Here is an 11,584-nt window from a genome sequence, read left to right on the forward strand (position 1 = left end):
ACTTCGTCTAACTCTACTGCAACTGCAATGGAGTTCAAGCCTAGAGCGGTTAGAATGTCCTCCTACAGGTGATTGGGCGATCACAGCGGGAAACGATTGTCACAAGTCAGGATGGGTGTTGCAGACTGTTATCGTTTAGAATCGCGCTTTATAAAGTCGCTTTGGCCACAGTTTCCAAAAAAATGGAATAGTTTTCACTAATTTGTCGTACGCATGGAAATTAAACCTCTTATCGATTACCCGCGGGATGCCGTGGATCGGCTGCTCAATGTCATTCATCTCTTTCGTGATATTCGCGCAGCCAGTGAATGGCAGTACGATGTACTGTTGAAGCGATCCAGGCTGGTAAGCCTGGAGCCGGGAGAGCAACTGTTGCGCGCCGGTGATGTGGATCAATGGGTCTATTTCCTGTTGCGTGGTGAGTTGCAGGTACAGATGGAAAATACCGGTAATGGTTTGGGGGTGTCCCCGGAGCGTACCTTGGCAGTTATTCGGCCGGGAGAATTATTTGGCGATTTGTCGATGTTGCTGGCGGAGCCGCGCAGTGCCAATGTATTTGCCGCGCGTCATAGCCGTGAGACTCAGGTACTAGGCCTCGATTGTACTTTGTTTGGTGATCTGGAAGACCTCTCCCTATTGCAGTTACCGGCTAAGCTGATTTTTTATCGCAACATGGTGCATTCACTGCGTTGGAAACTAGAGGTTTACCGCTCCAAGTATCCGGGCCACCAGTTGGCGGATAGCCACCGCAGGCTGAAACTTTATACTGGTCCCAAGAATAGTCGCGAGGAACTCCTTGCCCTTGCGGAGCAGGCTCGTGCATTGGCGCAAATACTGCTCGATTGGAATGCGGAGTTTGGTTCTGGCGAGTTGGTCGATGATGAATCTGATATGCTCGGCTTCCTCGAATCCATGCTCTCATGAGTATCAAACCAATTTAATCTTTAAGAGGGTTGAGCTGCTGTCGTGGCCCTAGGTAGTTAGTCAGAATTTGGCAGTGGCCAGCCTTCCCTCCTCTTTAGGTTAAATTCCCGGTTAAAACCAACGCTGTGATTAGGCTCCCCATATACTCAGAGTCTCTCAGACCTCTGTGGATGTAATCGGCCCTGTCGTCACGTCAGTTGGTCTATTTCCAGCAAAATTCAATTTTGGAATATGGCCGTGCTGTGTAAAATTTGGCCTGCTTAAGCCCCTGCTCCATTGAAGCGGGGCCTGTTTACCTTTGTTCAACAGGTTTTTATAGCTATGAGTTTATTGGCATCCATCTGGTCTAACCGCAATTACCGCATGGCAATGTTCATCAGCCTGTTGGCATTTGCCTGGCTGTTCAGCGGCGAATTGCGTTCGGGTGATCCTGTTGAGGAAGAGGAGAAAGCGGCGGCAGGTATAAAGCCCGAGGCGACTATGCGCGTCCAGGCCCAGCGTATCGAGGCACAGTCCTATGCAACCCAGGCACTGGTAAATGGGCACACAGAAGCTAACCGCAGTGTACGCCTGCGTGCGGAACTGGATGGGATCATTACCAATCTGCCTGTGCCCGAGGGCAGTTCTGTGCAACGCGGAGAGGTGATCTGCGAAATTGAAGCGGAGGATCGTCTGGATAAATTGGTGCTAGCGGAGGCAGCCCAGCGCAAGGCTGAGTTGGATTATGCCGGTGCCTTGCGCTTGAAAAAGAAGGGGTTGCAATCGGATACCGCCATGGCTGCTCAGCAGGTGGCATTGGCCCAGGCGCAAGCGGACTACATCCAAGCCAAGGTTATGGTTGATAACTTAAAAATCCGTGCCCCTTTTGACGGCGTTGTTAACAGCCGGGCTGTAGAGTTGGGAGACTTTATTCGCCGCGGTGAAGAGTGTGCCACTCTGTTGGATCTGGACCCGCTCCTGATAGTCGGAGAAGTATCGGAAAACCAAGTAGGCCACCTAATTCCAGGGGGACCAGCCAGCGCGCAATTACAGCGTGGAATACCGGTGCAAGGTAAGGTCCGTTATATCAGCCAACAGGCCCAGGAGATTACCCGTGCCTACCGGGTCGAGGTTGCAGTTAATAATCCTGATAATGCTCTACGGGGTGGCTTGAGTGGTCGCCTGGCCCTGCCTACCGGTGAAATCCTGGCACATCATATCAATTCCTCGCTATTGACCCTGGATGATCGGGGTGAACTGGGGGTGCGTATCCTCGATGAAAATAATCAGGTCAACTTTATTAATGTCACCCTGGTGGGCGATGGGGATGGTGGTGTCTGGGTTAGTGGTCTACCGGACAAGGTCACATTAATTACTGTAGGCCAGGAATATGTCAGTACTGGGGATATTGTCCGTGTGGAAATGATTGCACCCGAGCGGACTTTTGAAAGTCTTTCCCAGCCTGTAAATACTAACTCCGAGCCTATTTTAATACCTGCCTCGGACCAGCGCCCAATAGTAGAAGGTGACCAGCAATGAAGTTGTTGGAAGGCGCGATTGAGAGAAACCGCAGTACGCTTTGCTTGATGCTGCTGATTGTCCTGGTGGGGCTGGTGGCACGCGGAGCAATGACGATCGAATCCAGCCCCGAAGTAAATCCACCCTTTGTTATGGTGCAGGTAACCCATGAGGGAATCTCGCCGGAGGATGGAGTTCGACTGTTAGTGCGCCCAATGGAGCAGGAAATCCGTGCAGTCGAGGGCGTTGTCGAAGTGATTGCCGTCGCGCGGGAATCGCTCGCCTATATAGTGGTGGAATTTGATTCCGCAATCGACGTCGATGATGCCGTGGACGATATCCGCAATGCTGTTGAGAGAGCCAGGGCCGAATTACCCAGGGATGCGGAGGAGCCGACAGTTGAAGAGGCTTCAGCACAGCCATTCCCCACAATAGTAGTTACTCTTTCTGGAGAAAAGGTCAGTGAGCGGGTTTTACTCGACAGTGCACAACGGCTAAAACGCAAAATTGAAAATCTCAGTGATGTGCTGAGTGCAGACCTGCATGGAAACCGTGAAGAAGTTGTTGAAGCAATTATCGACCCGGTGCGCCTGGAGCATTACCAGGTAACCAGTAACCAGCTGATTAATGCGGTACTGGGTAATAATCTGCTGATTCCCGCCGGCGAACTGGATACCAAGCGCGGTCGTTTTTCAGTAAAAGTTCCAGGTTTGATAGAAACTGCCCAGGATGTTTATGAGATCCCCTTAAAAAACTCCCCCGATGGGGTCATTACCCTGGGAGACGTTACCGATATCCGCCGTACCTTCAAAGATGCCGTTAGTTATACAAGCATTAATGGCCGCCCCGGTCTCGCAATTAATGTCGAGAAACGTAACGATGCCAGCTCCGTAAATGTGGCTGACAGTGTCAGGCAGGTTGTACAGGAAGAGCTGGATATGCTGCCCAGGGGGGTGGAAGTGGAATTTGTCTTCGACCAGTCCAACTTTGCGCGGGATATGGTCAGTGAAATGCAGGGCAATATTCTCACAGCCATGCTGCTGGTGATGATTATTGTGGTCGCCGCACTTGGTTTCCGCTCGGGTATCCTCGTGGGTCTGGGCGTACCTTTTTCATTGCTATTTGGTTCCATTGTTACCTGGTATTTGGGTTACTCCTTCAACTTTATGGTGATGTTCGGCATGTTGCTGGCGCTCGGGATGTTGATTGATGGTTCCATTGTGATCACCGAGTTTGCCGATCGCAAAATGGCTGAGGGGTTGAGCGCACGCAATGCCTATATCGCCTCAGTCAGCCGCATGTTTTGGCCGGTGGTCGCCTCTACCGCGACAACGCTCGCCGCTTTTTTGCCGATTATGCTTTGGCCTGGAGTTGTCGGGGAGTTTATGCGTTATTTGCCGGTGACTGTATTTGCAGTTCTGGCGGGTTCGCTGTTGTACGCGCTCTTTTTTGCCCCGGTGCTGGGCTCCCTGTTTGGCAAGAGTAATCTGACTGCATCCACTCGAAATCACCTCAAGCAACTGGAAGAGGGAGAGCCGACCCTGCTGCCGGGCATTACCGGATATTACACACGCCTGCTGGCGTTTGTACTGCGTCGCCCCGCCGCAGCATTTGCAACCACGATAGTGATACTTGTGGCGATCTTTATGGCCTTTGGCCGTTACGGTGCTGGGGTGGAGTTTTTTACGGAAACTGAAGAGCAATATGGCAATGTAGAAATTCGGGCTCAGGGCAACTTATCTATGGCGGAAAAGAAAGTACTTGTAGCCCAGGTAGAAAAGGCTGTGTTAGGCGTACCGGAAGTTCGCGTTGCTCACAGTACTATTGGCTCTGGAGGAATATCCGGTAATTCCGATAGGGCACCGGATCAAATAGCCAATATGCTGGTAGAGCTATTACCGGCAGAAGAGCGGGCAAGGCGCAGCCGGGAAGTATTTGAAGATATTCGTGCACGCACTGCCAACTTTGCCGGAATTAAGGTGACGGCCAATGTTATGGAGGGAGGGCCGCCGGTTGGTAAGGATATTGTCTTGGAGTTACGAGGGCAGGATTATGAAAAACTCCTGGCGGAGACTTGGCGATTGCACCGGGCGATGGAGGATGAATTCACAGGCCTGCGGGATGTTGTGAATACAGCCCCACTTCCCGGTATTCAGTGGGAGGTGCAAGTGGACCGAGCCAAAGCTGCCCTGTATGGAGCGGATCTCACTGAAGTAGGGCGCGCAGTACAATTGGTGACAAATGGTGTGCGCGTGGCCGAATACCGTCCCGATGACACTGATGAAGAGGTGGATATTCGTATTCGCTACCCAAGGAGCGCCCGTGGAATTACCGCATTGGAGCAGCTGAAGGTAAATACGGCCCGAGGTACAGTGCCGATCAGTAGCTTTGTACACACAGAGGCCATGCCCAAGGTTGATAAAATAGAGAGGATTGATGGAATAACCCGTATGCAGATTAAGGCGGACGCCCAGGAGGGAGTATTACCGGATGATAAGGTAAAAGAAATCCGGGCCTGGCTGGAAAAAAATCCGGTGGATCCGAGTATTGAATTACTGTTTCGTGGTGCAGATGAAGAGCAGAGTGAGTCTTTCCAGTTTTTAGGCGTTGCTTTCCTACTTTCACTATTCCTCATGTTTATCTTATTGGTGACCCAGTTCAACAGCTTTTATCAGTCATTGCTGATTCTATCCTCGGTAATTATGTCTACCATTGGCGTCATGCTCGGCCTGCTGGTAACCCAAAGTACTTTTAGCGTCATTATGACTGGAGTTGGCATCGTTGCTCTGGCGGGAATTGTGGTCAACAACAATATCGTACTTATTGATACTTACAATTTTGTGCGTAAGAGTGAACCGGGACTCACACCAGCCCAGGCTGCGCTAAAGGCCTCTACCCAGAGGCTGCGCCCGGTGTTTCTTACTACGGCCACAACTATTCTTGGGTTATTACCACTGGCTTTGGGGGTGAGTGTGGATATGGTTGGCAGGAATGTGGTGGTTGATGGAGTGATAGCCTCCTTCTGGGTCAAACTTGCCAGTGCTATTGTGTATGGTCTTTCTTTTTCCACATTACTAACGCTTCTGGTCACTCCGGTGATGCTGGTGCTACCGGGACATCTACGTGGAAAGCGATTTGGGACCGGGTTGGGCAAAATTCGCTGGAGTTAGCTTTATATAGTCTTATGATCACTAATTGCGGGGGCCATGGCCCCCGTTTTCTTTGTAGGAAATAAAAATGCTAAAAACCTGGCCCGAAAGTATTGTGGAGCGCAGCCGCTATCTTGTCGGGACAAACTTGCGCTCCAATATCGTGGACTTTATTTCGCAGCATCAGTTGCCAGCGGAGTTTCACTCAGAGGTACTTCAATATTATTTGCCGCTGGCATTGTGGTTGCAGGAGCGTCATGCACCAGGAAAAACGCTGGTAGTGGGTATTAGCGGTGGCCAGGGCACTGGTAAGTCCACACTGACAGACTTTATTCGTTGCGTTTTGTCAGAGTTTGGACTCGATTGTTGTGCACTCTCCCTGGATGATATTTACCTGACCCGCGCAGAGCGACGACAACTTGCACAGGATGTTCACCCCCTTTTGCAAACTAGGGGAGTACCGGGCACTCATGACGTTCAAATGGGGGTTGATACCCTTGAGGCTCTGTGTCATGCCAGCAGTCAAACGACTATAGCTCTCCCCCGGTTTGACAAAGCTGTTGATGAGAGGGCGCCTCATGATCGGTGGCCGATACACAATGGGAAGGTGGATATAGTTCTGTTTGAGGGCTGGTGCCTTGGAGCTCGGCCAATGGTTAGAGCAAATTACCCATTAAACCTTCTGGAAAAGACAGAGGATCAAGCTGGTATCTGGAGGAATTACGTCAACCAACAGCTCAAAGATCATTACCAACAGCTTTTCGATAAAGTAGAAGTTATGGTATTGCTAAAGGCGCCAGATATGAGTTCTATTCTTGAGTGGCGAAAACTGCAGGAGCAAAAGCTACGTGAGCGGACTGGTATGGGGATGCGAGAAGAAGAGTTGGAGCGATTTGTTCAGCATTATGAAAGAGTAACTCGAAACATCCTGATGGATATGCCTAACTGGGCGAACTGTGTTTTGCAATTAGGTAGGGACCATCGAATTAAGAAAGTCAGACTCAGGCCAGAATGAGAGAATTACGCGGCTTGGAATAGGAGGAGTGGCAAACGAAAAGCTGAACCCCGGGCCAGCCGGGGTTCGTACAGCGGGAGTTCAAGTTCCCGTTGCTAGGGCACTTACTTGGCCTTGGGCGGGCGGCCACGACCGCGCTTTACAGGAGCAGTTTTAGTTGCAGCTGGGGCTGCGGCGTCTGCTTTTTTGGGGCGCCCTGGCTTTTTCTTTGCTTCTTCGCTTTTAGCTGGGCGTCCAGGCTTCTTTTGTGCAGTTTCTGCCTTCGGTGGACGGCCGCGGCCGCGCTTCACAGGAGCAGCTTCAGTTGCAGCTGGGGCTGCAGTGTCTGCTTTTTTGGGGCGCCCTGGCTTTTTCTTTGCCGCTTCACTTTTGGCGGGACGACCGGGCTTTTTCTTGGTTTCTTCAGTTTTCTTGGGGCGACCGGGCTTCTTCTTAGTCTCTTCAGCGGCTGCTGCTTTTGGCGGACGGCCAGGCTTCTTCTTGGCTTCTTCAGTTTTAGCCGGGCGTCCAGGCTTTTTCTTTACAGCAGTTGCCTTCTTTTTCTCTGCAGCGGCGGCCTTTTTGGCAGCAGCAGCAGCTTTTTTGGCTTCAGCAGCGGCTTTCTTCTTGTCAGCAGTAGCCAGCTTTTTGGCAATAGCAGTTTCTTCTTTAGCGACAACTTTAGCTACCTTAGCGGCAAGTTTGTTGGCAGCTTTGATCGCAGCCAGTTCTTCTTTGGCTTCAGCCGCGGCATTCTTGAGTTCAGTTGCTGCGGTTTTGGCAGCTGCTGCGGCATCGCGGGCTTTCTGCAGTTGCTTTTGCTGTGCAGGAGTCTTCTTCTTGGCGCGAACAGTGGCCAGTTTTTCCTGGGTGGTTTTAGCTTTTTCTGCAGCTTTCTTGGCGTTGATGGCCAATTTTTCTGCTTTAGTGGAAAGGTCTTTCTCTTGTTTGACTCGAGCGCTTTCCAGTTTTGCGGTCAAAGAGCGAAGCTCTGCTTCTAGTTGAGCGATATCGCTAGTAGCGACCTTAGGGGCTTTCTTTGTAGCCATTAAATTATCCCTGCAAAAGATTTGTTTTAGTAAATTGGAGGCATTCCTATCAATTATTCTCAGCCATCTTTGCGTTGCATTGCGTCACTAAAGACGTTTGTTTTCGGCAGAAAACAATTGATAGTGAGTCCCTCCAAGTAAGCGGCGCTAATTGCAGCTTATTTGTATACCTAAATGCAAGTGTTTTATAGGGTTTTTTGCAATTTAAGTTAAAAAAAATGGTTTTTTTTAACTTATTTCCATTTTGTGGACCTGTCAAAGAGGATTTCGAAGGGCGTTTTGTGTTTCTTGATAAGTTATGGACACGTTTTGTTTATCGTAGTGCACGTTTATCAAATGTGTTTAAAACGTGAATAGTTGAGTAATTTCGTATGGATTAATGGTCCTACATTTTTTGTGGCCAACTCTCTTTGTTGGCAAGCTTCTCACTACGGTTAAGATGAGTTAAGTAAGCAATTTAACTTTCTTGTCTACTCAACATGCTAACAAAACCTAACTGATGGCTGTCCATGCCACTTTGTATCTCCGGAAATTTCGCTGTGCAAAGGCATCTATTATCGGGGTGTATAAGTGTGGTGAAGCAAATCATGTAGTTTGAGTGGTTCTTGAGTGTAACTAGTGCGGTGTAAATTAAGTATTTGCAGTGGAAGTGAGTGGCAGACGATATAGCCTTCTTATTTATACGGTTTTATGAGAGCAGTTCTTTGGGAGCAGATTATTAGATGATGCTTTTTGTAACCCATGGTTCTACGGCAACATGGCCGATCTCCGACACCAATGTATAGATTAGTTTTGATGCTCCAGGTTAAGGGGTGCCAACTGATTGAGGGGTTTACACAATGTTTGTGACAGGATTACCAAATAAAAAGCAGGTCAGTTCTTTCAGCCAAAGGAGGGGAAGTTCTAGAGGGGTAGATTAACTAGTTGTTTGTTGATTCATACATTCTGTATTGTCCCTACTTCAGACCGAATCAATTCATTTTGTTATATAGTGACACAAGAACGTATTTCTCTCATTTGTGAATCCCAGTTGATGTTTCGAAGCTTGAAGTAGTCTCACTAGGCAGCATTCGGCCCACGAATTATCACTTTTGTTCATTTTCTATTGAAAGTTGTAAGGGCTTAGTTTGTTAATAGTGTTCATGGGCAGATGTCAGGCTGGGTTGGCGGCAACAAAGTTATTGCGATTGATATTTGCAATTGGGTGGGAGGAGGTTGGACTTTAGTGGATTCTTTTATGGGGCTCCGGTGAAAGGAAAAGACCAGGCTGTTTCTTTCACCGAACAACTAGCTATCTTCATTAGTAATGATTAGATCATAGTGGCCCGTATGGCAGATAGCGGTTATCAGAGTGTTGGCGAATCCACAGCAGCTGTTCTCGTGATAGCGCGGCTTTACGTTGTCGAAGAACCTTTGCTAAAGGTATTACGGCTGACTCCGCTCCCGCATCCCAGCCGGCCAATTGCATTTCTGCGAGTGTGAAAAAACGTATCAGTTGCCATAGCTGATCGTTATTCCAATGCTGGCTTTGCTCCAGCCACTGTTGAGCTGGAAGTCGGATAAGTTGTGAGGCTTGTTGGTCCTCCTCATTTATGGTTTCTGCTAGAGGGCTATCTATCACTGTGGCCGCAATAAATCTCTGCAGTTGATCCCGGTTGAATTCCCAATGGCTTTCTTCTTGCTGGCCATTCACCTGTGGCTCCCAGGCACCGACACTCATACTCACTCCTTTATATAGATAGGATTTTTTTCCTATTATAACGGGCTGGAAATATTCCTGCGGGAGAGAATTTTCTTAATTGGATTGGCAAAGGGTTTTCAAGGGGAGGATGCCAGAGCTAAAAGCCAGAATTAAGATAATATAGAAGAAAATCACCCTGCCGAGGTTCCAATGGAATTTATCTCTAAAGCCCTGCCTGCTACCAAACGCGTCGCTCTAGTGGCACATGATAACCGCAAGGGAACAATGATCGACTGGTGTTTGCGCCACCGCGCGCTTCTGGAAAAGCACAACCTCCTGGCTACTGGAACTACCGGTGGCAAGATTGAGGAGGCCACGGGCCTGAGGGTGGAAAGGTTGCTAAGTGGCCCCCTTGGTGGGGATCAGCAATTGGGGGCCAGAATCAGTGAGGGAGAGGTCGACCTATTGGTTTTCTTTTGGGACCCTTTTGAGCCGATGCCACATGACCCGGATGTTAAAGCGCTATTGCGTATCGCGGCAGCCTGGAATATCCCTGTGGCTTGTAATTCGAGCAGTGCTGATATGATTGTGCAGTCGGCCTTGATGGATCAGGCTTTCAATCGTGAAGTACCGGATTATCAGAACTATTTAGAACAGCGCTAGTCGGATTTTTTCGCTCAAAAAATGATCTGCGGGGCTGGGATTATTTTGTAAGCTATTGATTTTTATGGACTATTTGTCTGAGTTATAGGTTGTGCTTGCAATGCTTGCCGATTCGCGGCAATCTTGCCCACCAGATTAGACCGGTTAATCCGGCACCTTTGGTATTTGATAATTGCACGGTGTTTTATGAGTAGACGACGCGGAAAGGCCGTAGAAGAAGAAAAGGCGGATATCGACCTGACGCCCATGCTGGACGTTGTGTTTATCATGCTGATCTTCTTTATTGTGACGGCGTCCTTTGTGAAAGAGAAAGCGTTGGACGTAAATGTGCCTGATCCGAATCAGACCAACCAGAACCCACCTGATGAAAGTAATCAGAATATTCTACTGGTTGTGAATGCCAATGATGAGATCACTCTGGCGGGTAGCAGAATTGATAGCCGTGCGGTTCGTGCCCGTATCGCCCAGCTGTACGCTGAGAATCCCCAGGCAATCGTGATTGTACGTGCGCACAACAAGTCCAGTGCCGATACTTATGTACAGATTGCTGATGCGGCTAAGGAAGTAAGCCCGGTTATCCAGGTGTCACTGGTACCCTTCGAGAAGTAAGCTCACTCAACTATTTAGTTGAGGGTTAGAGTTAAAAAGCCAGCATTGTGCTGGCTTTTTTTATGCCTGCGCAGTTTTACGGGCAGGAAGAGCTACTTGACTATTCACCGACTTATAGTCATAGCTACTTTCTTAGGTCCCGAGTTGTATCTAGAATTCTGAGCGGATAGCCCACAGATCAGGAAAAACGGCCTTGAACAGGGTAGTTTGCAAGTAGCCCACACCACTAGAGCCGCCGGTGCCAATCTTACTGCCAATGGTACGCTCCACCATCTTCACGTGCCGATACCGCCATTGTTGTAGTGAGGTATCAATATCCACCAAAGCCTCGCAAATCTCGCTAACCAGGGGATCATTGCGATAGATATCAATTAGAATTTGCTGTACCGCAGGGGATGGTTCGGCAACCAGGTTAAAATCACGCTCCAATAGACTATTGGGTATATGGTGGCCCTCCTTAGCCAGGAAATTTAGAAAAGCGTCCCACAGTGTTGGGGATTTCAGTCGCTTTTGCAGGCGAGCGTAGTGTTCAGAACCCGGTAAATAGTTATCGAGCTTTCTTGGATCCTTGGCTCCATATAAGAATTCCAGCTCGCGGAATTGAAAAGATTGAAAACCACTGGCGGTTGAAAGACGATCACGGAAAGAGAGGAACTCCAGAGGGGTGAGGGTTTCGAGGATATCTACCTGCTGGATTAGGGTACGATAAATGGCATCCACTCTTTTCAGCGTATGCAGAGCGCGGTTGCGTTCGCCAGCATTGAAAAGGCTCACGAGGAAGTCCAGCTCGTGCAGCATTTGCTTAAACCACAATTCATAACTCTGATGAATCACAATAAATAAAAGCTCATCGTGCTCTGGGCCATCAGAAAGGGGCTTCTGGCATTGCAGAAGCTCGTCTACTTTAAGGTACGAGCTGTAGGTGAGTGGCATAGTGGGCAGCTTCCTGGTCGAGTTTTGATCAGCTACAGAATATTGCTCTCTTTAGCCAGTCAGGATCAAAACAAAAATTTCAGCA

General features: G+C 49.0%; 9 protein-coding genes. 6 read left to right on the forward strand and 3 right to left on the reverse strand.

All coding sequences use genetic code 11. From position 1 onward, the window contains the following. Nucleotides 1-213 precede the first annotated feature (213 nt). The 4 genes from ABWV76_RS18855 to ABWV76_RS18870 all read left to right on the forward strand — a co-directional run bounded on the left by ABWV76_RS18855 (nt 214) and on the right by ABWV76_RS18870 (nt 6,585). Nucleotides 214-924: a cyclic nucleotide-binding domain-containing protein gene (locus ABWV76_RS18855; protein ID WP_020411874.1), complete on the forward strand. Its 711-nt coding sequence runs from the start codon at nt 214-216 to the stop codon at nt 922-924. A 321-nt stretch (nt 925-1,245) separates the two neighbouring features. Further along, nucleotides 1,246-2,442, forward strand: coding sequence for an efflux RND transporter periplasmic adaptor subunit (locus ABWV76_RS18860; RefSeq protein ID WP_353376963.1), 1,197 nt, complete (start codon nt 1,246-1,248; stop codon nt 2,440-2,442). Continuing rightward, nucleotides 2,439-5,591, forward strand: a complete 3,153-nt coding sequence (locus tag ABWV76_RS18865; protein WP_353376964.1) for an efflux RND transporter permease subunit — start codon at nt 2,439-2,441, stop codon at nt 5,589-5,591. Before ABWV76_RS18860 ends, ABWV76_RS18865 begins: the two co-directional genes overlap by 4 nt. Nucleotides 5,592-5,658: 67 nt before the next feature. Beyond that, nucleotides 5,659-6,585: a phosphoribulokinase gene (locus ABWV76_RS18870; protein ID WP_353376965.1), complete on the forward strand. Its 927-nt coding sequence runs from the start codon at nt 5,659-5,661 to the stop codon at nt 6,583-6,585. A 104-nt stretch (nt 6,586-6,689) separates the two neighbouring features. Here the strand turns inward: ABWV76_RS18870 and ABWV76_RS18875 are convergent, their stop codons facing one another. After that, nucleotides 6,690-7,613, reverse strand: a complete 924-nt coding sequence (locus ABWV76_RS18875) for a hypothetical protein (RefSeq protein ID WP_020411878.1) — start codon at nt 7,611-7,613, stop codon at nt 6,690-6,692. 1,315 nt (nt 7,614-8,928) lie between these two features. Further along, nucleotides 8,929-9,333, reverse strand: coding sequence for a hypothetical protein (locus tag ABWV76_RS18880; RefSeq protein ID WP_020411879.1), 405 nt, complete (start codon nt 9,331-9,333; stop codon nt 8,929-8,931). 171 nt (nt 9,334-9,504) lie between these two features. Here ABWV76_RS18880 and ABWV76_RS18885 point away from each other — a divergent pair, with 171 nt between their 5' ends. After that, on the forward strand, nt 9,505-9,957 hold the full coding sequence (locus ABWV76_RS18885) for a methylglyoxal synthase (RefSeq protein WP_020411880.1): 453 nt from the start codon (nt 9,505-9,507) through the stop codon (nt 9,955-9,957). 186 nt (nt 9,958-10,143) lie between these two features. Further along, a complete protein-coding gene (locus tag ABWV76_RS18890) occupies nt 10,144-10,566 on the forward strand; it encodes an ExbD/TolR family protein (RefSeq protein WP_020411881.1) in 423 nt (140 codons plus the stop codon). Between the two features lie 150 nt (nt 10,567-10,716). On the opposite strand, the gene ABWV76_RS18895 is transcribed toward ABWV76_RS18890, so the two are convergent. Beyond that, nucleotides 10,717-11,508: a tryptophan 2,3-dioxygenase gene (locus ABWV76_RS18895; RefSeq protein WP_282953626.1), complete on the reverse strand. Its 792-nt coding sequence runs from the start codon at nt 11,506-11,508 to the stop codon at nt 10,717-10,719. Nucleotides 11,509-11,584 lie beyond the last annotated feature (76 nt).

The organism is Microbulbifer sp. NBRC 101763 (assembly GCF_040371615.1).
Taxonomy (GTDB): domain Bacteria; phylum Pseudomonadota; class Gammaproteobacteria; order Pseudomonadales; family Cellvibrionaceae; genus Microbulbifer; species Microbulbifer variabilis.

What these genes read in the sequence shown, in the direction of transcription:
- ABWV76_RS18870 (WP_353376965.1), top strand. Translation starts at nt 5,659, where the DNA reads ATGCTAAAAACCTGGCCCGAAAGTATTGTGGAGCGCAGCCGCTATCTT.
- ABWV76_RS18885 (WP_020411880.1), top strand. Translation starts at nt 9,505, where the DNA reads ATGGAATTTATCTCTAAAGCCCTGCCTGCTACCAAACGCGTCGCTCTA.
- ABWV76_RS18865 (WP_353376964.1), top strand. Translation starts at nt 2,439, where the DNA reads ATGAAGTTGTTGGAAGGCGCGATTGAGAGAAACCGCAGTACGCTTTGC.
- ABWV76_RS18890 (WP_020411881.1), top strand. Translation starts at nt 10,144, where the DNA reads ATGAGTAGACGACGCGGAAAGGCCGTAGAAGAAGAAAAGGCGGATATC.
- ABWV76_RS18880 (WP_020411879.1), bottom strand. Translation starts at nt 9,333, where the DNA reads ATGAGTGTCGGTGCCTGGGAGCCACAGGTGAATGGCCAGCAAGAAGAA.
- ABWV76_RS18875 (WP_020411878.1), bottom strand. Translation starts at nt 7,613, where the DNA reads ATGGCTACAAAGAAAGCCCCTAAGGTCGCTACTAGCGATATCGCTCAA.
- ABWV76_RS18855 (WP_020411874.1), top strand. Translation starts at nt 214, where the DNA reads ATGGAAATTAAACCTCTTATCGATTACCCGCGGGATGCCGTGGATCGG.
- ABWV76_RS18860 (WP_353376963.1), top strand. Translation starts at nt 1,246, where the DNA reads ATGAGTTTATTGGCATCCATCTGGTCTAACCGCAATTACCGCATGGCA.